This is a genomic window from Streptomyces sp. NPDC051136 (assembly GCF_044455745.1).
Classification (GTDB): domain Bacteria; phylum Actinomycetota; class Actinomycetes; order Streptomycetales; family Streptomycetaceae; genus Streptomyces.
The window spans coordinates 464,284-483,922 of record NZ_JBITFE010000004.1 but is presented as its reverse complement, the minus strand read 5'-3'; the positions used below and the strand labels follow the sequence as shown (position 1 = coordinate 483,922).

Sequence of the window (19,639 nt, the reverse complement as noted above, 5' to 3'; positions counted from 1 at the left end):
CTGCCGGAGCACGGATTCGACGCCGCCGGACTGTCGGCTGGTTCCGAGCAGCTGACGCCGGCAGTCGTTGATGCGCCCGCCGAGGTGGGGGCGGTGCCGGCCGGTGCGCGAGCCTCCGACCGAGGTCGGCACCGGCTCGCCCCGTGGAGGGAGACCCCTTAGGTGGAGGGCACATGGTCGTTCGGTCTGGCCGTTCTGTTCGTGGCACTGGCCGGGCTGGCGGCGTTGGGGTCCAACCGGCTGAGTGAGCGCACCCGTATTCCGGCCCCCGCGTTCTTCCTGGTCGTCGCTGCCGTCGCTGTGGACGTCTTCCCGGCCCTGCGGGAGTTGCCGACGACGACGGTGCAGGACGTCGTCACCGTTGCCTTGGTGGTCTTGCTCTTCCAGGGCGGCATGGACATCGGGTGGCGGCGTTTCCGCCCGGAGGCGCGAGCGATCCTGTCGATCGGCGTGCTCGGTACGTTCGCCACCGCCGGTCTGCTTGCCGTCGGGGCGCATCTCGTGCTCGACTTGGACTGGCGTACCGCCCTCCTCCTGGGCACGGCGCTCGCGCCGACGGATCCGGCGGTCGTCTTCTCGGTCCTCGGGAGGCGGAGGATCACCGGTCGTACCGGTGTGCTGTTGCCCGGGGAGTCGGGTGCGAACGATCCGGTGGGCATCGCCCTGATGGCCGGGTTGCTGGATGCCTCCTCCGGATCGGCGCTCGAGACGGGCGGGCACACGGCGCTGCTGTTCGTGGAGGAGATGGCCATCGGTGCCGCGTTCGGAGTGGCGGGCGGCTGGGGTCTGAAGCTCCTGATACGGAAGGTGCCGCTGCCTGCCGAGGGCCTCTACCCGCTGCGCACACTCGCCGGGGCGTTCGCGGTGTACGGGCTGACGACGGTGGCGCACGGTTCCGGTTTCCTGGCCGTCTTCGTGGCCGGTGTGCTGCTCGGTGATGTCCGCGCCCCCTACAAGAAGGAGATCGAACGCTTCCACACGGCGTTGGGGAGCCTGGGCGAGGTCGTGGCGTTCACCTTGCTGGGCCTGACCGTGCCGCTGTGGACCTTCACCATGGAGGGGGCATGGACGGACGGCATCGTGCTGGCGGCCCTGCTCGCCTTCGTGATTCGGCCACTGGTCCTGACTGCACTGCTGTGGCCCATGGATCTCAGTCGTGGAGAGAGAACATTCCTCGCCTTCACCGGGCTCAAGGGCGCCGTGCCGGTTCTCCTGGGCAGCTACCTCGTGAGCTCCGGCGTCGGGGACGCCGACCGACTGTACGACGTGGTGTTCGTCGTCGTGGTCTTCTCCGTCGTCGTGCAGGGCTCCCTGGTGCCCACGGTCGCCCGCTGGTGCCGGGTGCCCATGCGGACGGTGGAACTGGAGCCGTGGGCACTCGGGGTGCGCCTGCGAAACCGCCCGGAGGGCGTGGCCCGTCACCTGGTGGAAGAGGGATCACCGGCCGAGGGCAGTACGGTCGACGGGCTGGACATCGGCGAGAACACCTGGATCAGCATGGTCGTCCGGGAGGGGCGCCTCGTGCCCGTCAGCGGTTCCACGCGCCTACGGACCGGCGATGAGGTGCTGCTGATCACCGGCGACGACGGGGAGGCGTGCGCGGCGCTGTTCACCGCGGAAGCGACGTGAGCGGTGTGCCGGCGGGCCGTCGCCGGGCCGCTGCGTTTCCCCCCTGGGTGCCCGGCTACCCATGCATTGTCGTACCGCCCTCGCATCGCCGCGGAGGCATCCGAGAAGCAGGAAGGGGAGTCTCCATGGCCAGCACGAAGGTGTCCGACTACGTCCTCCAGCGACTGCGTGAATGGGACGTCGACCACGTCTTCGCGTACGCGGGCGACGGCAGCAACGGGTTGCTGGCCGCGTGGGGACGTGCGGACAGCAAACCGAAGTTCGTGCAGGCCCGGCACGAGGAGATGGCCGCGTTCCAGGCCGTCGGCTACGCCAAGTTCTCCGGCAAGGTGGGCGTGTGCGCGGCGACGTCCGGTCCCGGTGCGATCCACCTGCTGAACGGGCTTTACGACGCCAAGCTCGACCATGTTCCGGTCGTGGCCCTGGTCGGACAGACCAACCGCAGCGCCATGGGCGGCTCTTACCAGCAGGAAGTGGACCTGGCGAGCCTGTACAAGGATGTCGCTTCCGACTTCTGAGAGACCGCGACCGTACCCGAGCAGCTGCCCAATCTGATCGACCGGGCCTTCCGCACGGCGTACGCGAAGCGCACCGTCACCGCGATCATCCTCCCCGCCGACGTGCAGGAACTGGACTACAGCCCGCCCACGCACGCCTTCAAGATGGTGCCCTCCAGCCTCGGCCTGGGGCGGTACACGCCGGTCCCGGCCGACGAGGACATCCAGCGGGCCGCCGACGTGCTGAACGTCGGCGAAAAGGTCGCTGTCCTGATCGGGCAGGGCGCCCGCGGCGCGCGAGCGAAGATCGAGCGGCTGGCTGACGTGCTCGGCGCGGGGGTGGCCAAGGCTCTGCTCGGCAAGGACGCCCTGCCCGACGACCTGTCCTACGTCACCGGTTCCATCGGCCTGCTGGGCACCCGCCCTTCCTACGAGCTCATGCAGGAGTGCGACACCCTGCTGATGATCGGCTCCAGCTTCCCCTATACGCAGTTCATGCCAGAACTGGACCAGGCGCGGGCGGTGCAGATCGACATCGACCCGCACATGATCGGCCTGCGCTACCCCAACGAGGTCAACCTCGTCGGCGACGCCCGCGAAACACTTCAGCGGATGTTGCCCCGGCTGCACCGTAAGGAGGACCGGGCCTGGCGGGAGAAGGTCGAGAAGCACGTCGCCCGCTGGTGGGAGGTCATGCAGCGGCGCGCCGCCGTCAGTGCCGACCCGGTCAATCCGGAGTACGTCGTCCACACCCTGGACGGCAAGCTCCCCGACGACGCGATCCTCTCCGCCGACTCCGGCTCGGCCGCCAACTGGTACGCCCGCCACCTGCGCTTCCGCGGCCGGATGCGAGGGTCCCTGTCCGGCACTCTGGCCACCATGGGCCCCGGCGTGCCCTATGCCATCGGCGCCAAGTTCGCCCACCCCGACCGGCCGGCGATCGCCCTGGTCGGTGACGGCGCGATGCAGATGAACGGCATGATGGAGATGGTCACCGCGGCCAAGTACTACCGCGAGTGGTCCGACCCGCGGCTGATCGTGGCAGTGCTGAACAACGGTGACCTGAACCAGGTCACCTGGGAGATGCGGGCGATGTCCGGCGCCCCCCCCAGTTCGAGGAGTCGCAGCACATCCCGGACCTGCCCTACGCCGACATCGCCCAGCGCATCGGCCTGGACGGCGTTCGGGTGGAAAAGCCCAAGCAGGTCGAGTCGGCCTGGGACCAGGCCCTCGCCGCCGACCGGCCCTTCGTCATCGACTTCCGCACCGACCCGGCCGTCCCGCCGATCCCGCCGCACGCCTCCCTCGACCAGATCGAGGCCGCGGCCACCGCGATCCTCAAGGGAGACAGCGACCGCAGCTCCATGGTGAAGCAGGGGCTCAAGGCCAAGGTTCAGGAGATGCTCCCCGGCAGCCGCCACCGCGACGACCGTCCCGGCGCCGACAAGCACGACAGCACCCAAGAGAAGAAGTGATCTGCCGCACACCACATGGGGCGGGTTCGGCGGAGCGCCTGAGCGTTTTGAAAGTTCTCCGAAGGGCGGGCGTCCGAACGGCGTGGTCACCCAGGTGTCGGCTGCGATGTAGGCGCGGTCGGTGAGGACGGGCACGCTTCGGCGTTGACAGATCCGGATGACGCGGTGGCGCGGGCAGCGGTCAGGTCGTGGGCGTGACCGGGCAAGGTGGGGGGATCCACAGCAGCCTGCCCGCGGGATCAGCGACGACCTGCACGTTCACCCAGTGACGGCGGTGCTGCTGGGAGAAGTCCGCCAGGCTGTCACCCACCCGGTCGCATTCGGCGAGTGTGCCGTCGAGCAGGGCATACTCGGGCTCGTTATCTCGCAGGACCCGCAGTAGCCCGGGGGTCCGGCGGCACAGACGGTCCACAACGGCAGTGACGTAGGCGTGGGCGGTGCCGACGGCATGCCAAACCCGGCGGCGACCGCCTGCGTGTCGTCCCGGCGTAGAGCGGATACGGAACGGACGCTGCTACCTTCTTCTATACACCGCCTCTCAGTTATCGAGATCACGGAAACTCGGCACAATCATCCCTGTGGGACGCCATCTCCGGATTCATGCGCCCCGACCTTCTGGGGCCTGGCTAGAACGCCCGCCCTTATGGCGCACCAACAGAGGATGATGGCAAGCCACATGGCGGCCGCACCGAGCCCATTCATGGTGGACCGCATGACGCTCACATCTGTAAACGCCAACGTACCGAGAAAAATGATCACTCCCCAAGCGGCGGAAACGCCGATGATCGCAGGAAGTTCTCGGACCAAGGTCTTCACTTACCCTCCCATGGGCAAGCCATCGTTGTGGATTGGGTCTGCGACTGCAGCCAGGACGTGAGGATCCTGGCTGCAGTCGCTGTCGTTGTTCTGTCGGACGGGGAGAGCTGGAACCGCCAGGCTGCCCAATTGCTCTGATAGGAAAGAATCTGGCCCGCTTCACGCTTGAGGTCGAGACGGAGTAGCGGCAGCTGCCCCCGGGTACTGGACCGCTCAGCGACTCGACCCGGTGTTACGGGTCGCGGCCAGCTTGTCTTCAGCCGCCTGCAGCCGTTTCCGCTGTCGCCGGAGGCTCAGCGGCAGGGAGAGCCAGGACAGGAGAGCGAACGAGGAGAAGAAGGCGAGTGCGTACTGCCGGTCGAGTACGTTGACGACAGTGATCAGGAAGAAGAGCGCAATCAGGCCGGTGCGGAGCCACGACTGCCCCTTCGACGTCATCCGCTCCCACGAGGCCCGCTGGCGCTCCAGAATCTCCAGTACTGCAGGTCGTACCTCCGCCTGCACCGGCGGGTCACCTCGACGGACCAGCCGGCCGAGGTCCACGTAACGGCCGAGGGCCACACCCAGGCGGGCTGCGCGCCTTTGCTCCCTGCGAAGGACCACCCACAAGGCTACGGCCACCGCGATGAACACCGTCGGCGCTACCCAAATCCCGGTGATTAGGCGCCCGTTAGCGTTCATGAGCATGCCTGCTGCGAAGCCGACCGGTCCGGCCAGCACGAGCAGCAGCGCACACCTCACCACAAGCCGACGGCGCAGCACCGCCTCCTGCTCCTTCCGTCGGGCCTCGGCCATCGGCTGCGAAGTCATGAACTCCCCCTGGTGCGGCCGCCTGAGAGGTACGCGGCGTGATAGTCACCTCGTACCCCTGTCCGCCTCGTTCAAAGGGGCGGTTACCTTCAGCGCGCACCTGGCCGACCTGCCCAGGAGGCAGCTGTCACCCTCGCCTCGCTCCTGATGTGGGCGTGACGCTTAAAGGCAACTCCTAGTACTGCAACGGTGCTTGCCGTGGCTGATGGCCAGGTCAGGGGATGTGTCCGCGTCGTTTGTAGTGACTGGTTCGGGCCTGGTGCTGACGCCGTCGACGCCAGTGTGACCAGTGCAGGATGTGCTCGATGGGTGCGGGGCGGCGGTCAGTGAGTCGGGTGATCAGGCGTCTGATCTCGGCGAGGCTGAGGTGGATGAGCTGGGAGGATCCGTTTCTGCTTTCCCGGCATCCAGCTCCCGGGCTCGCAGGACGGTCAGGCAGGCGTGGACGGCCATGGCGAGGGTCATGTGGCGGTGCCATCCGGGGTAGCGGCGGACCTGGTAGTCGTCCAGGCCGCATTCCTGCTTGGCGCTCTGGAAGCATTCCTCGATGGCCCACCGGCTGCCCGCGATGCGGATCAGGTCATCCAGGGTGGTCTGGGCGGGGCAGTAGGCGATGTAGCAGGAGATCTCCTGCGGGCGGGTGACGCTGCGGCGGGCGATCACCCAGTGGCGGCGGTCGGGCCGGTGCCAGGGCCGCACCTCGACGCGTGCCAAGTCATAGATCCGCAGGCCGTGAGCCCCGCTGCCGCAGGAACGACGCTTCCATTTCTGCCGGGCAAGGCCGTTGAACAGGTCGTGGACGGGATGGTCGATCGCCCAGCGGGTGACCACGGTGTCGTGCCGGGTGGTGGCCATGACGTGGAAGACGTCCGCCCGCTCCAGCTCCGAGCGCCAGCCCTTGCTGAACCCGTAGGCGGCATCCGCGGTCACCCAGCGAAACGGGATCCTGTCCGCGATCGCGCGGCGGACCATCGCCTTGGCCATGGCCACCTTGGTCTCGAAGGCGACCTCATCAGTGATGCCGGCCCGGTGGCATCTTTCCCGGTCGTCGGTCCAGGAGGTGGGCAGATACAGACGCCGGTCGATCAGCGTCCGCCCGCGATCGGTGGCATAGGCGAGGAAGACGCCTACCTGGCAGTTCTCCGTCCGCCCGGCGGTGCCGGAGTACTGCCGCTGCACCCCGGCCGACCGTGTGCCCTTCTTCAGGAAGCCCGTGTCGTCCACGACCAGGACCGCTTCGGGGTCGCCGAGGTTGTCGACGACGTACTGGCGCACGTCGTCGAGCACCTCGTCGGCGTCCCACTCGATCCGGTTCAGCATCCGGTGGATGCGGTCCGGGCCTGTATGGCCGGCTTCCTCCGCCAGCGTCCAGCCGTTCTTCCGCTGCAGCGGAGCGATCAGACCCCGCATATAAGCCAGCGCGGACTCCCGCGGCTCCGACCTGCTGAAACGGTGCACGAAACACTCATGCACAGCTTCCAGTTCACCCGCCCACAACCTGACATCAGCAAGGTCCCCACCCATAACCACACCAACGACCAACCCGGCCATCAGTCACGGCAAGCACCGTTGCAGTACTAGCGAGCTCGTGCACCGTAAGCGGTGAGACGTCGAGCTCCTGATGGTCGATCATGGTCATGTGGTGGGGAATGCGTCTCGTGCAGCGATCATCAGCAACCGGAGGATCACGGGCCTCTCGGCTGCTGTGATTGCTGAACTCGTTGCTGAGGTAGGTCCGTTGTGGCACGAGCGGCACCAGGCCAAGCTCGCGTCCCGGCCACGGAAGCGGGCAGTGGGCGCCGGCGCGAAGCACCAGCTGGTGTTCGTCGACCGTCTCCTGGCCACGCTCGTGCATCTCCGTCACGCCGCCACGCATGACGTGCTGGCCAGCTGGTTCGGCGTCGACCGCTCCACCATCACCCGGGCTATCGGCGAGGTGCGACCCCTGCTCGCCGAGCGAGGCTGCACCATCAGCACCGGAGTGCGGCTGCGGACCCTCGCCGAGGTCATCGACCATATCGGCGCCAGCGGGATGACCGGCATCATCGACGGCACCGAGATCCGGGTCAGGCGCCCGGCTGCCGGACGCAAAGACCGGGACAAGTTCATCTCCGGCAAGAGCAGGCAGAACGCGGTCAAGACCATGGTCGTCACGGATGGCGACGGCCGGATGCTCTTCTGCAGCCCGACCCAGCACGGCAGCTGCGCGGACATCACCCATGCCCGCCAGTTAGGGCTGGTCAGGCTCCTGGAGGGCGGCCCGGCAGCCGAGATCCTCGCGGATGCCGGCTACCAGGGCCTGGGAGCCCAGACCGGTGGGCGCGTAGTGACACCGCCGTACCGCAAGTTCAAGAAGAACGCTCCGGACTGGTACGAGGAGATGCACGAACGCCAGCGCAAGGCGCACTCCTCGCGGCGCATCCGCGTGGAGCACGGCATTGCGCACCTGAAGAACTGGCGGGCGCTGGCCCGCCATCTCGGCCGCCGCGAGCACATCAGCGACACCGTGCAAGCCGTCGCAGGTCTGTTGTCCCATCAGCAGACCGCGGACCTGATCCTGGCACGGCAAGTGTGATCACCAAGCCCCCGTTAAGGTCCTCGACGTCTCGCCGCTTACCGTGCACGAGCTCGTAGGCCGTGTCCGCAAAGTGGTGGGCTCTTTGGGTTGTTCGTGGTGCGTCGTCATGAGCTGACCGATGCGTCGTGGGCGGTGATCGAGCCGTTCCTGGCCCCGCCGCGGATGGGCCGTCCGGTGCGCGATCGCCGTCAGGTGGTCAACGGGATTCTGTGGAAGCTGTCCGCGGGTGCGGCCTGGCGGGATCTTCCCGAGCGGTACGGCCGTGGAAGACGGTCTACGAGCACTTCCGCCGCTGGTCGGCCGACGGGACCTGGGACCGGCTCCTGGCCCACGTCTAGCAGCGCTGCGATGCCGTCGGTCGACTGGAGCGTCACGTGTGTCGACTCCACGACCGTGCGAGCCCACCAGCACGCGGCCGGGGCCCGATAAGGGGGCTCCGGCCGGGCGAGGCATCGGCCAGTCCCGCGGCGGGCTGACCACAAAGATCCATCTCGCCTGCGACGGGCAGGGTCGGCCGCTCGCCTTCACGATCACCGCCGGAAACGTCAACGACTGCACTCAGTTCGAGCAGGTCCTGGCCCGCATCCGCATCGAGCGGTGCGGACCCGGCCGGCCCAGGACCCGGCCCGAGCTGGTCGTCGCCGACAAGGGCTACTCGTCCACGAAGATCCGCTCCTACCTGCGCAGGCGCGGCATCAAGGCGGCCATCCCCGAGCGGATCGACCAGATCAACGGCCGCATCCGCCGACGGGAGAGCCTTTGCCGGCTCGACCGGGCCGCCTACCGACGCCGTAACGTCGTCGAGCGCTGCTTCAACAAGCTCAAGCACAACAAGGCCCTGGCCACCCGCTACGACAAACGCGCCCGCCACTACGAAGCCCTGGTCACCATCGCCTGCCTACGAATGTGGCTGCCCTGACTTTGCGGACACGACCTAGTACTGCAACGGTGTTTGGGCTGAATGCTGACTAGTTCAGGGGCTGTGTCCGCGTCGCTTGTAGTGACTGATGCGGGCTTGGTGCTGGCGTCGTCGTCGCCGGGTTGACCAGTGCAGGATGTGGTCGACCGGGGTGGGACGGCGGTCGGTGAGGCGGGTGATCAACCGTCGGATCTCGGCGAGGCTGAGATGGATGAGCTGGGAGGATCCGTTTCTGCTTTGTCCGCGTCCAGTTGTCGGGCTCGCAGGACGGTCAGGCAGGTGTGGGCGGCCATGGCCAGGGTCATGTGGCTGTGCCAGCCGAGATAGCGGCGGACCTGGTAGTCGTCCAGGCCGCACTCCTGCTTGGCGTTCTGGAAGCATTCCTCGACCCCAAAGCGGCTGCCGGCGATGCGGATCAGCTCCTCCAGCGTCCCTTCGTCAGAAAGCCGGTGTCATCGACGATCAGGACGGCATCTGGGTCTCCGAGGTGTTCCACGACGTAGTCGCGCACATCGTCCAGGACCTCGTCGGCGTCCCACTCGATCCGTTTCAGCAGCCGCTGAATGCGGTCAGGGTCGTGCCCGGCCTCCTCCGCAAGCGTCCAACCGTTCTTCCGCTCCGGCGGCGCGACCAGCCCTCGCAAGTACGCCAGAGCAGATTGCCGTGGCTCTTCCCGGTTGAACCGGTGCACGAACCGCTCATGCAGAACGCTCAGTTCACCCGCCCACAGCTGACAGCAGCAAGGTCCCCACCCTTGACCATATCAACGAACGAGTCGGCCAGCAGTCACGGCAAGCACCGTTGCAGTACTAGCGGGGCTCGCGTGCACTCCGTGCTTCTGCGATCTCCCGCTAGTGTCGCGCCTCCCGCTCCTCCGCGCGGCGACGGGATCGTGCCCAGAGTGGCTGGTAGATCAGGAAGATGACCGAGAACGTCACGCACCGTGCGGTGAAGTCCCACCCCCACGACGAGCGCGCCGCCAACGTCGTCAGTGCCGCTGCCACGACGCCGGCCAGCACCGAGGCCGCAATCCACTTTCCCCACCGCTTCATGACCGGAGTCTTCCCTCTCCGTGGGCGGGGAAGCCGAGACTTGTTACGGAGGAAGTGGTGCGGCAGAACCTCGACCTGCAGCGTACTCGGTGCCGGATCTTGCGTCTGCGAGCGATACGTCTCACTGCGAAACAAGATCGGGCGGCGTAGCGGCTTTGGGTTGGAACTGCCATGGGGTAAGAGGTCGGAGGCACATGGGCTTCCCGCGACTCGGGCAGCTTCTGCCTGCCCGCAAATAGCCCGAAGTGGGCTCCCAATCCTTGAGGCTCGCCCCATGGTGGCTGCCTAACACGACGCTTCTTTTGGCACTTGGTTGACAGTCTTCACGCCTCCGCACGCGAGGAGGGCAGAAGCCCTGCGCCGGATCAGAGGGTCATGAAGGGGGAGTGCTCGATGAGTAGGAGCTTGCGCAGTGACGTGCGGATCTGTGACAGGACTCGGCGACGCGGCGATGCGGGTACAGGCATGGGTCCCCCAACAGCGGTAAGGTACGCTTAGTCGCGTACCTCTAGGAAGGTACGCGAGCGGGCGTACCTTGTCGAGGGGTGAAGTGATGATGGCAAGCGAGTTGGCGCATCCTCGCGCTGAGGAGTTGCAGGTGGGGCCCATCCTCTTGGCGCTGGCTGACGCGAACCGACGTCGCGTCGTGGCCGAACTGGCCGAACGACCAGACGAAGAGCGGCTGTGTGCTTCCCTCGACCTGCCGGTGGGCAAGTCCAGTCGCACCCGTCACTGGCGAGTACTGCGCGAAGCGGGGTTGGTGTATCAGCGCGATGCCGGGAACGGCCTGTACATGCGCCTCCGCAAGGAGGACTTGGACCGCTACTTCCCTGGCCTGATCCAAGCCGTAATCGCCGCAGACCAAGCGCACTGAACTGCGTCAACGCGCTGAAAGACGCCGATAGCCAATGAGGACTGTGGCTATGCCGACGAAGGCGAGGAAATGTTCGGCCTTGCGTTCGTAGCGGCGGTGGAGTCGACGGCAGCATGCCAGCCAGGACACACTTCTCTCCACCACCCACGATGTCGGCCCAGCCACTGCGACGACTCGATGCCCTTGCGGGCGGGCGATGCGATGACGGATGCTCCGCCGGCGAAGCCATCGGCGCAGATGGTCGTAGCCGTAGCCCTTGTCCGCGTACAGTTTCGCCAGCCGCCGGCGCCGGGGGCCGCGGCGGGACGGGGCACCGCGGTCTTCGAAGCGGCACCCCAGCTCGCCTGCGTCAGCACGACTCACGACCGCCCGGAGGACTGGCTGCGGGCCGGCCAGGCCATGGAAGGTGTCCTGCTGCTGACCACAGCCGAAGGTCTGGTCGGTTCCCTATCAACACAACCCCTCGAACGCCCCGACCGGCGATGGCTCCTGCGCGATCTGGTATCCGGTGCAGGCCACCCGCAGATGTTTCTGCGACTGGGGTACGGCCCCAAAGGGCCTCGGGCACCACGGCGCCCGGTGTCCGATGTGCTCGACGTGCAACCCCGGACACTCCAAGGAGAGGCGGGATCGGAGACCGACGACTTTGTCCGGCGAGGGCCGATGCGCTGAACAGTCGGTGGTGCTCCTCGGGACGCTGTAGCCGTCGTCCGACTCGTCATGCGGACTGCGGACTTCGTGGCGGTGCTGCCGCACGCGGAGGAGAGCAACGCCGTTCGTCTCGCGCCGTCAGCCGCCATCCCGCCTCCCGCTCCCCGCGAACGGGTCGGGGGGCGAAAGGCATGTTCAACTGGCCGAACGCACGTTGCCTACGGCGGCGTGGTCGAAATGGTCGACTGACAGGAGGGTGAGGTGACCACACACTCTCCGGCGACCAGGCCGACGACCATCATTTGGGCGGTATCGGGCGCAACATAGACGTTGATCGCCGGTTGGCCAAACCGGCGATGATGGCGACCCTTGACGGAGTTCATGGCCACTGGGCTCGGCGTTGGATCCGTGTGGGGCAAGAGGAGCCGAGACCCTCTACGGAGAGTGAGTTGTCCTGTCTTATCCGATCAAGAAGCTTGCCCCCAATGCTAAGGGGAAGGTTCGGTACCGGTTTGTGGTCGACGCAGGGCCCGATCCCGTCACGGGGAAGCGTAAGCAGGTGACGCGTACCTTCGCCACGCTGAGGGAGGCGAAGGCGGAGTACGCGAGCATCGTGCATCGTCGCTACGAGGCGGAGCAGGCACCGTTCAGTCAGGTCACGGTGGACGAGTGGCTCGATCAGTGGCTGGCCATGAAGGCCGAGGATCTGGAAGAGAGCACTGCCTACAGCTACACCATGACGTTGGCCCGCGTCCGCGGAAGGCTCGGGCACATCAGGCTCCAGGACCTCACCGAGGACCACGTCGAGGCATGGATGCGATGGGCGCTCCAGGAAGGGCGTGGGCGGGGAGGGAAGCCGGGCACCGGTCTGGGAGCGACCTCGGTCGAGATGTCGTTGGCCCGGCTGAAGGAGGCGCTCGACCGGGCAGTGACACGGGGCCTGGTCCGGGTCAACGTCGCTCGGGAGGTGACCGTTCCCCGTAAGGCACGCAAGGCAGAGCGCAGGGCCAGGGCCGCAGTGCCGCCGTGGAGCGTCGCGGAAGTACGCGCCTTTGTTCGTGCGATCGCAGGCGACCGCCTGCAGGCACCACTGCTTCTCGCTCTGATGGGTCTTCGGCCGGCGGAGATCTGTGGCATGCGCTGGACGGACATCGACCTGGACGAAGCCACCGTGTCCATCACCAACACCCGGACGGTCATGGGGAACGACATCGTGGTGGAGAAGGACGCCAAGTCGCCCGCCGGTGAGCGGAAACTTCCTCTGCCGGCTCCGGTTGCGGCTGCCCTGAGCACGTTCCGGGATGCTCAGGCAGACGAGAAGACGGTGGCCGGGCACGGGTACGAAGACAGCGGCTACGTTCTCGTGGACGCTCGGGGCAGGGCGCTCAACGGTCGGCAGCTGCGTGAGCGGGCCTACAAGGTCATGGACCGCAGCGGGCTGCGCCGGGTCCGTCTGTACGACGCCCGTGCGAGCTGCCTGACGTACCTGGCGAACCACGGGGTCCCCGACCACCTTCTCGCCCGGTGGGCCGGTCACGCCGACGCCCGGACCACGAAGCGCTGGTACGTGAAGCCGGATGTGGAGGACCTGCGGCCTGCGGCGGACACGTGGGGAGGTCTGGCGAGTGGCTCCGCCCCCGTTCACGAAGAGAATGTGAGATGTGGGAGCGTGAACGGGTGAGTGAGAAGAACGCCGACAGCATGCAATACCGCTTTGACGGGCCGGAACAGGCCCCGGTCCTGGTCATGGGGCCGTCCCTCGGTGCTACATGGCACAGGTTGTAGAGACCGTCCAGGGGCGTCTACGCCAGTCCAGTGGGGGCGTGAAATCGCAGGTCAGAGCCTCCTGGTCCAGGAAGGGCTACCCAGTTGGTGATTGCTGCGTGATACGCGGGTGATACGGCGAGGCCCCGCCGGTGTCTGTCCTGAGGGGACTCTGAGCCGAGCCGTGAGACGGCGAAGCCGCACCGGAGCGCTCCGGTGCGGCTTCGCCGTGAGATCGGCTGCGCTGGCGCGCACGACGCAGTTGGCGCCTTATGCGGTCCGTGTTCCTGTGACGCTTCTGGGGTGCTAATTTGCGATTGCGCCGGGAAACTGCTTGATCACCATCGGCGAGCCTCATGGGCGATCCAGCGCTTCGTTCCGGGTCGGATGCTGGCGTGTTTTCGCTAGCGGCTTCCGTCATGCCGTTATAGCGTTGTGATCAGCAGTCGTGGTTCCGAAGTTCCGTTCGCCCGTGATCGCCATCACGGGCGTTCTTGCTGTTCAGCGCCTCTCCGGACCAGGGCGATCACCTCCCGGTCGCGCAGGGTGCGTGCCCGGTTTCCCTCAAAGGAGACAGTCATGGCCAAGGGCACAGTGAAGTGGTTCAACAGCGAGAAGGGCTTCGGCTTCATCGAGCAGGAGGGCGGCGGCCCCGACGTCTTCGCCCACTACTCCAACATCGCCAGTCAGGGCTACCGCGAGCTGCAGGAGGGCCAGAAGGTCGAGTTCGACGTCACGCAGGGCCAGAAGGGCCCGCAGGCTGAGAACATCCGCCCCGCCTGATCGCGCCCAGGTAAGGGGGGCCCGGCATCCCGGCTTCGGGACGCCGGGCCCTTACCGTCGCACGACGGTTCATCTGACTACGGGGTGCGGCCGGGTGCTGGCCTGGGACGGGCGAAATGGACACCCGTTGTTTGACACTCAGGTCGACCGACGCATCAGTACGGCCCCCTTGGTCGCTGGCGACGCCGTCTACATCGCCGCATTCGACCCAGGGCGGCTTGTAGTCCTCGATCCGCTCTCTGGCAGAGAGCTGTGGCACCAGAGCGCAGGCGGCGCCTTCACCACCACGCCGTTCATGGCTGGCGATCGGATCTGGGCCAAGTGACCGTACTGGGGTCCTGCACGCGTGGGATCCGCGCACCAACCGGAGTACGGCCCAGCTGCCAGCGCGGTGGAGCGAAGAAGGCCGCGGACAACCCGCCGTTGAGAGCCGCATGATGTTCGTCTCCACCAGCGGCGGTTGGCTGCAAGCGTGGGAACTGCCGTGTGGACTCGCCCGCCGTAGCCAAACAACCACATGCCCGACCCCTGGCTAGTGCAGAAGGGTTGGGCTGCTCGTGGGACGCCAGATGTGAGCTGGTGCCACCACACACGCCCGACGCTTGAGTGCGGCGATGGCAGTGTGAGGAGACCTCGTGGGTAGCAAAGCTGATCACCACGGGAGCCCCCCGAGTGACTGAACGCTGAGGTGGGTGACCGGGTCGCCTGAGTGCGGGAGCGGCAACGGCTGGATCGACCGGCCGGCCACCGGCTGCTGAACCGGCGCGTGACCTCGGCCTGTGGCGAAACCGCGGCTGCACCACTGTCGCGAGTGATGTCCATGCAGGTGGCGCTCCGTACTCCCTCAGTTCTTGAGAACGCCGCAGCGGGAACCCGCGCGAGAGTCCCTGTCCGCTCGGCTGTCCCGCGGCCCGAGTGAATCTCAAGAAGATGGGCTTCTCGGACGTCATGGGGTACCCGGTGAACGACTTGGAAAGTCGACTTGCGTCGAGCCTTGCAGCGACGGTTGTGAAGGACGGAGAGCCCAGCGATCGCTTCGTTCGGTTCTGCCGAGGAGGAATTGCGATGCCGATGACGTGCCCGCTGAGCTGAACCAACGCCTGACCCGGCTCGTCGAACACCACGCCCCACAGCTACTCGAACCGGTGGGCACCGGCCCGGACAGCGCAGTCACGCTCCTGATCACCATGGGAGACAACCCCGAGCGACTGAACACCGAGGCATCATGTGCTGCCCTTTGCGGAGTCAGCCCCATCGAGTACTCCTCCGACCGGCGAAGAACCCGGCGGCTCAACTACGGCGGCGACCGCCGGACCAACGCCGCCCTGCACCGCATCGTCTTCACCCGCCTGCGCCACGACCCGCGCACCCAGGCGTTCTACGAACGCCGCACGCAGGAGGGCAAGACCCGTCGGAAGCCAGGCGGACCCCGCTACACCTTGCCTAGGAGGTAGGAGGGCATCCGATGCGGGCATGGTTGTACTCCGGTTCCCCGCTTTCCAGCACCCGGAGCAGAGACGCCGTGACGACGCGCGTTTGACGGCCGATGCGTAGCACACGGCACGGGAACAACCCGGTGCGGGCCAAGGCGTATCCCTTGGCCCGTGAGAATCCAAGTGTCCTTGAAGCATCCTCCACGCTCGCCGTGGCGTCCCAGGTGGCGCGGATGTGAGCGGAGCTGTAGCGGGGGCTCCGACCCTCGTCGATCTTTGTGTGCATTCCGGTTCCTTCGTCTCGGCGGCGAGCACGCCCGGTGGCGGGCCAATGGGTGCCGCACGCGCATGTCAGGGGGACCGTCAATACTCCGCAGCATTGCCGGTTTGGCTAACCGGCGCTTCGGGGCTATGTTGCCCCGTATTGGTAGTGGGCCCCCGCGCCGCTGTGCACCAGGGCGCCAGGGCCGACCGGTGGGCAAGGTGTCGCACAGATCGCGACGAGGCAGCGCTCCCGGGAAGCGCAGCGAGCTGCACCTGTTTCCGATGACGGTGACTGCGCTGGCGTCGAAGCCGCCGTTCGGAATCAGCCGTTCGGGCAGGTGCTCGGCGTCCGCGGTGACGACGCGGACGCCGTCGTACCCCGTCTCGGCGAGGAAGTGGGCGGCCCGCTCGGTAACGGCCGGGTCGATGTCGAGGGTGGTGACGTGCCCGGTCGGGCCGGCGAGGTCGGCGGGCAGGGCGGCGTTGTAGCCGCCGGAGCCGAGAAACCGACGGGTTCGCAGAATCTCGAGGGAAAGTTGCGGGAACCCGAAGGGCATCCAGGCAATTATCGCCTCAGGCATGCGGGTTCGCTGCTGGATCCTGTCTGGCGGGGTACATGGGTCAGCGCGCGATGCCTTGCTCAACTCGCACGTCCGGCGAGGTCCTCTTACCCCATCCTGCAGCGCAGCCATGCCGAGGGAGCTGACCCGTAGGGAACCGCGCCGCCTACTGCCTGTCCTCAAAGCATGTCACTGCGCGAGTACGTCCGAATGGTGTCGGCGACCAGATCAGGAACACGCAGCGGCGGGAGATGATCGACGCCAGGCATCCTCATCAGGCGGCAGCTGGGGATCCGTGCGGCCACCTCCTCGTTGCATGCGATCAGCGTCGGCCGGTCCAGGTCCCCCACCATGACTACTGCTGGGGTGCTCAGCTCTCCGAGTCGGTCGAACACGGGCGGGTCCACTCGTTGGTACTCGTCCTCGGTGAGCCATGCCGGCGCGGCAGCCCGCAACTGCGCCACGGCAGCCTCGTCGGCACCGGCTGCCGCCCACTCGCGCAGCCCGAGCGTCACCAGCCCTTCGACGTCTCCTGCCTCGATCAACGCGTCGTACTCCGCGTCGAACTTCGGTTCCTCGGGCCATGGGTAGCCGGTGATGCCTGGACAGAGCAGCACGAGCGCGGTCACCCTGTCCGGGTAGGCCAGCGCAAGGCTCATTGCCGTACCTCCGCCCATACTGCATCCGACCAACGAGACCCGGCGCAGCCGGAAGTAGTCAAGCACGGCGACCAGGTCATCGAGCAGCGAATAGGACGCGGTCGGCTGCGGCGAGCGCCCATAGCCCCGCACGTCATAGCGGATTACCCGGTGATGCTCGACAAGCTGCGGCAGGACCGGGTCCCATACCCGTGAATCCCCGACGCCCGGGTGCAGCAGCACCACTGGAGGGCCGTCCCCTCCCGTGTCTTCGGCCCATACCGCCCCACCGCTGACCGGCACTGTGAGTTCCATGGCGGCAATCCTGTCGTCGTCCCAAGGACACCGTCAAACGGTTCCCGCGTTGGACGGCAACCTCTGGAGGTGAGATGCGGGTGCCGTGGCGACAGCGGTGTCCTTCAACTGCGTCTCAGGAGTTACAGCGCCCAACAGAATGGGCGCTTGGCGCCTGCGGTTACAGGCCCCGCCTCGCCATCGGCGATGAACCGTGTCAGGGAGCGCTCCAGCAGCTCCAGGAACTGCCGTAGGTCATCGGCCACCTTGTCGTGCTCCGGCTCGTCCAGCGACGCCTTCCGCGTCCGGTAGAGCGCCCCATCAGGGCTCGCGACGTATGCCAGGCCGCCGCCGTTCGAGCCGATGACCAGGCCATTGACCTTCGGGCCTGTGCCGGCATCGACGATGCCGTCCTCCTGGAGCCGCAGCAGGACGTTACTGGCTGGCTCGAGGAAGTAGCCGTTGCCGACGTCTGCCCAGGTGACATCGCCGATGCTGTCGTAGAAGGTAACCAGGTCAGCTGGAGTAGGGGTGACTTGGGCAAGCCTGCGAGCCGCGGCTTGATCATCGTGGTTAGCCGGCCGGACCTCGTTGGTCCAGGGGGAAGCCGTGCCGATCCTCGAACTCGCCTGTCAGGGCCGTGAGAGTCCTGGAGACTCTGTCTGTCCACGAGGCCAGCCAGACGGACGAAAGCGATCGGTCACTCATGAGGCCGGATCATGGCATGAGCCACGGACATCCACGGGATACCCAGCGGTTCCAGTGTCAGCGCAATGCCCTGAGTTGCCGATGGGTGATGAGGCAGCAGGCGAGTGTGAGGGAATGCTTCGTGGATGTCGGCTCGCCGTTCCCAGCGGATGCGCAGGCGTCGGAAGCCGTGCAGCCACGCGGAACTCCTCTCCACGACCCAGCGGTAGGTGCCCAGTCCCGTGCCGTGGAGGGTGCCGCGGCGAGCGATGGCCGGCACGATGCCGCGGGCGCGGACCTGGTCACGGTAGACGTCATGGCCGTAGCCGCGGTCGGCGAACAGCGAGTGCGGCCTGCGGCGGGGACGCCCGACCCGGCCGCGGACCGGCGGAATCGCGTCGAGCAGCGGCAGGAGCTGGGTGACGTCGTTGCGGTTGCCGCCGGTCAGCAGGACTGCGAGCGGGGTGCCGTGCCCGTCGGTAATCAGATGATGTTTCGAGTCGGCCCTGCCCCGGTCGACCGGCGAGGAGCCCGTGTGCTGCGCCCTTTTAGGGCCCTGACGTGGGAGGAGTCGACCACACAGCGGGACCAGTCCAGGCGCGAGGCCGCGTTGAGTTCTGCCAGCAGCACCTCGTGGAGCCGCTGCACCGGCCTCGTTCCAGTCCCGCAGTCGACGCCAGCACGTCATGCCCGAGCCGAAACCGAGGTCCTGCGGCAGGTACTCCCACTGGATCCCGGTGTGCAGCACGTACAAGATCCCGCACAGCACCTCCCGGTCCGGCAACGGTTTGCGACCCGGATAGCGAAAGCGCCGCTCCCGCTGCGGCAGCAGCGGCTCCAGGTGATCCCACAGCTCATCCGACACGATCCACGGCGACGTCCCCACACCGGACCGAACGCTCAGCTCTCGCCCCGGTCACGGCAACCAGGAGCGATCCACCTCTTGTGTTAGCCGTTGTTAGGCAAGCCCACTCGGCACCATTCGAGAACTGCCATCGCGGTGTACATCTTGTTCTCCGCCTGTCTGAACGCCACGCTCGCCGGGCCGTCGAGCACCTCCGCTGTCACCTCTTCACCACGATGGGCCGGCAGATCATGGAGGAACAGCGCCTTCGGACTCGTGTCCCACAGTGCGGCAGTTACCTGGAAAGGCGCGAAGATGTCCCGCCAGGCGGGATCCGGCTTGGTGGTGCCGGTGGTCTGCCAGCGCGTGGTGTAGATGGCGTCGAAGTCGTTGGGCAGAGCCGCCATGTCGTGGCGCTCGATGATCCGGGCTCCGTGTCGCTCGGCCTGTTCGCCGGCCCGTGCGAGAACGTCGTCGGCGAGCCCATAGCCGTGCGGTGTGCGCAGTTCCAGTGTGGCGCCCGGGCACCGGGTGAGCGCGAGGGCGAGCGCGGCCGCGGAGTTGTTTCCCTCACCCACGTAAAGCAGGGCGAAATCCCGAGTCCGCCCCAAATGCTGCTGAAGCGTGACCAGGTCCGTAAGGGCCTGAGTGGGGTGTTCATCCGCAGTCATCGCGTTCACGACCGCCATCGTGCCGGGTGCCGCCATGGCCCTGAGATCGCCCGGATCCTCGGCCGTCCGCGCAACGAGTACGTCGAGCATGCCTGCCAGCACCCGGCCAGTGTCGGCAATGGTCTCGCCCGTATTCACCTGGAGGTCCCCGGGACCGTAGGCAATGATCTGTGCGCCGAGGCGGAGAGCACCGGAAGAGAATGCGGTGCGGGTGCGGGTGGACGTCTTCTGGAAATAGATGCCCACGACGTCACCTTCCAGTGGCGCGCCAATCACGCCGCCAGCGGCGAACTCCGTTCCTCTGCGGACGATATGTCTCAGGTCCGCGTCGCTCAGATCGTCAAGGGAAATCAGGCTGCGCACACGACGGTTCTGCACTCGGGTCCTCCTTGCAAGGATC

General features: G+C 66.9%; 13 protein-coding genes and 5 pseudogenes. 10 read left to right on the top strand and 8 right to left on the bottom strand.

The genetic code is table 11. The features are described from left to right. The first annotated feature begins 162 nt into the window (after nt 1–162). Both ACIBCJ_RS14660 and ACIBCJ_RS14655 read left to right on the top strand, forming a co-directional pair. The gene (locus tag ACIBCJ_RS14660) at nt 163–1,629 is read left to right on the top strand and encodes a cation:proton antiporter (RefSeq protein WP_362093428.1); all 1,467 of its coding nucleotides are present in this window, start codon (nt 163–165) and stop codon (nt 1,627–1,629) included. A gap of 125 nt (nt 1,630–1,754) precedes the next feature. Continuing rightward, nucleotides 1,755–3,601, top strand: a pseudogene (locus ACIBCJ_RS14655) (thiamine pyrophosphate-requiring protein). Nucleotides 3,602–3,649: 48 nt separating this feature from the next. Here the strand turns inward: ACIBCJ_RS14655 and ACIBCJ_RS14650 are convergent. The 3 genes and pseudogenes from ACIBCJ_RS14650 to ACIBCJ_RS14640 form a co-directional block, all read right to left on the bottom strand. Further along, nucleotides 3,650–4,093: pseudogene (locus ACIBCJ_RS14650) on the bottom strand (transposase family protein); the annotation flags it as partial. A 537-nt stretch (nt 4,094–4,630) separates the two neighbouring features. After that, the gene (locus ACIBCJ_RS14645; RefSeq protein ID WP_362093431.1) at nt 4,631–5,227 is read right to left on the bottom strand and encodes a hypothetical protein; all 597 of its coding nucleotides are present in this window, start codon (nt 5,225–5,227) and stop codon (nt 4,631–4,633) included. 339 nt (nt 5,228–5,566) lie between these two features. Next, nucleotides 5,567–6,751 carry an IS701 family transposase gene (locus tag ACIBCJ_RS14640; RefSeq protein ID WP_362094108.1) on the bottom strand — a complete coding sequence of 395 codons (1,185 nt, stop codon included), beginning with the start codon at nt 6,749–6,751 and terminating at the stop codon, nt 5,567–5,569. A gap of 268 nt (nt 6,752–7,019) precedes the next feature. Between ACIBCJ_RS14640 and ACIBCJ_RS14635 the strand changes: the two genes are divergently transcribed. After that, nucleotides 7,020–7,802 (top strand): transposase family protein, encoded by a 783-nt coding sequence (locus ACIBCJ_RS14635; RefSeq protein ID WP_362093434.1) that lies wholly within the window; start codon nt 7,020–7,022, stop codon nt 7,800–7,802. 99 nt (nt 7,803–7,901) lie between these two features. Next, nucleotides 7,902–8,724 (top strand): annotated as a pseudogene (locus tag ACIBCJ_RS14630) (IS5 family transposase). 430 nt (nt 8,725–9,154) lie between these two features. On the opposite strand, the pseudogene ACIBCJ_RS14625 reads toward ACIBCJ_RS14630, so the two are convergent. Next, nucleotides 9,155–9,454: pseudogene (locus ACIBCJ_RS14625) on the bottom strand (transposase); the annotation flags it as partial. 920 nt (nt 9,455–10,374) lie between these two features. Here ACIBCJ_RS14625 and ACIBCJ_RS14620 point away from each other — a divergent pair. Next, nucleotides 10,375–10,650 (top strand): helix-turn-helix transcriptional regulator, encoded by a 276-nt coding sequence (locus ACIBCJ_RS14620; RefSeq protein ID WP_362093437.1) that lies wholly within the window; start codon nt 10,375–10,377, stop codon nt 10,648–10,650. A 6-nt stretch (nt 10,651–10,656) separates the two neighbouring features. Here ACIBCJ_RS14620 and ACIBCJ_RS14615 read toward each other — a convergent pair whose 3' ends face one another. Then, nucleotides 10,657–11,013 (bottom strand): transposase, encoded by a 357-nt coding sequence (locus ACIBCJ_RS14615; protein WP_362093439.1) that lies wholly within the window; start codon nt 11,011–11,013, stop codon nt 10,657–10,659. Between the two features lie 802 nt (nt 11,014–11,815). Here ACIBCJ_RS14615 and ACIBCJ_RS14610 point away from each other — a divergent pair. From ACIBCJ_RS14610 to ACIBCJ_RS14590, 5 genes and pseudogenes are all read left to right on the top strand, one after another. Continuing rightward, nucleotides 11,816–12,982, top strand: coding sequence for a tyrosine-type recombinase/integrase (locus ACIBCJ_RS14610; RefSeq protein ID WP_362093441.1), 1,167 nt, complete (start codon nt 11,816–11,818; stop codon nt 12,980–12,982). Beyond that, a pseudogene (locus ACIBCJ_RS14605) lies at nt 12,961–13,077 on the top strand (3-oxoadipate enol-lactone hydrolase); the annotation flags it as partial. The gene ACIBCJ_RS14610 and the pseudogene ACIBCJ_RS14605, both read left to right, overlap by 22 nt. A gap of 567 nt (nt 13,078–13,644) precedes the next feature. Further along, on the top strand, nt 13,645–13,848 hold the full coding sequence (locus ACIBCJ_RS14600) for a cold-shock protein (RefSeq protein WP_014670069.1): 204 nt from the start codon (nt 13,645–13,647) through the stop codon (nt 13,846–13,848). Beyond that, nucleotides 13,826–14,173, top strand: a complete 348-nt coding sequence (locus tag ACIBCJ_RS14595; RefSeq protein WP_362094111.1) for a PQQ-binding-like beta-propeller repeat protein — start codon at nt 13,826–13,828, stop codon at nt 14,171–14,173. Before ACIBCJ_RS14600 ends, ACIBCJ_RS14595 begins: the two co-directional genes overlap by 23 nt. A gap of 751 nt (nt 14,174–14,924) precedes the next feature. Further along, on the top strand, nt 14,925–15,302 hold the full coding sequence (locus ACIBCJ_RS14590; protein ID WP_362093445.1) for an IS110 family transposase: 378 nt from the start codon (nt 14,925–14,927) through the stop codon (nt 15,300–15,302). Between the two features lie 982 nt (nt 15,303–16,284). On the opposite strand, the gene ACIBCJ_RS14585 is transcribed toward ACIBCJ_RS14590, so the two are convergent. The 3 genes from ACIBCJ_RS14585 to ACIBCJ_RS14575 all read right to left on the bottom strand — a co-directional run bounded on the left by ACIBCJ_RS14585 (nt 16,285) and on the right by ACIBCJ_RS14575 (nt 19,617). Continuing rightward, nucleotides 16,285–17,058 carry an alpha/beta fold hydrolase gene (locus tag ACIBCJ_RS14585; RefSeq protein WP_243860319.1) on the bottom strand — a complete coding sequence of 258 codons (774 nt, stop codon included), beginning with the start codon at nt 17,056–17,058 and terminating at the stop codon, nt 16,285–16,287. A 679-nt stretch (nt 17,059–17,737) separates the two neighbouring features. Further along, complete coding sequence (locus tag ACIBCJ_RS14580) at nt 17,738–18,589, bottom strand: IS5 family transposase (RefSeq protein WP_243860320.1); 852 nt, start codon at nt 18,587–18,589, stop codon at nt 17,738–17,740. A gap of 83 nt (nt 18,590–18,672) precedes the next feature. Next, nucleotides 18,673–19,617: an ornithine carbamoyltransferase gene (locus ACIBCJ_RS14575; protein ID WP_362093449.1), complete on the bottom strand. Its 945-nt coding sequence runs from the start codon at nt 19,615–19,617 to the stop codon at nt 18,673–18,675. Nucleotides 19,618–19,639 lie beyond the last annotated feature (22 nt).

Excerpts from the sequence above, each read along its gene's own strand:
- ACIBCJ_RS14645 (WP_362093431.1), bottom strand. The coding sequence starts at position 5,227 with ATGACTTCGCAGCCGATGGCCGAGGCCCGACGGAAGGAGCAGGAGGCG.
- ACIBCJ_RS14640 (WP_362094108.1), bottom strand. The coding sequence starts at position 6,751 with ATGGGTGGGGACCTTGCTGATGTCAGGTTGTGGGCGGGTGAACTGGAA.
- ACIBCJ_RS14600 (WP_014670069.1), top strand. The coding sequence starts at position 13,645 with ATGGCCAAGGGCACAGTGAAGTGGTTCAACAGCGAGAAGGGCTTCGGC.
- ACIBCJ_RS14585 (WP_243860319.1), bottom strand. The coding sequence starts at position 17,058 with ATGGAACTCACAGTGCCGGTCAGCGGTGGGGCGGTATGGGCCGAAGAC.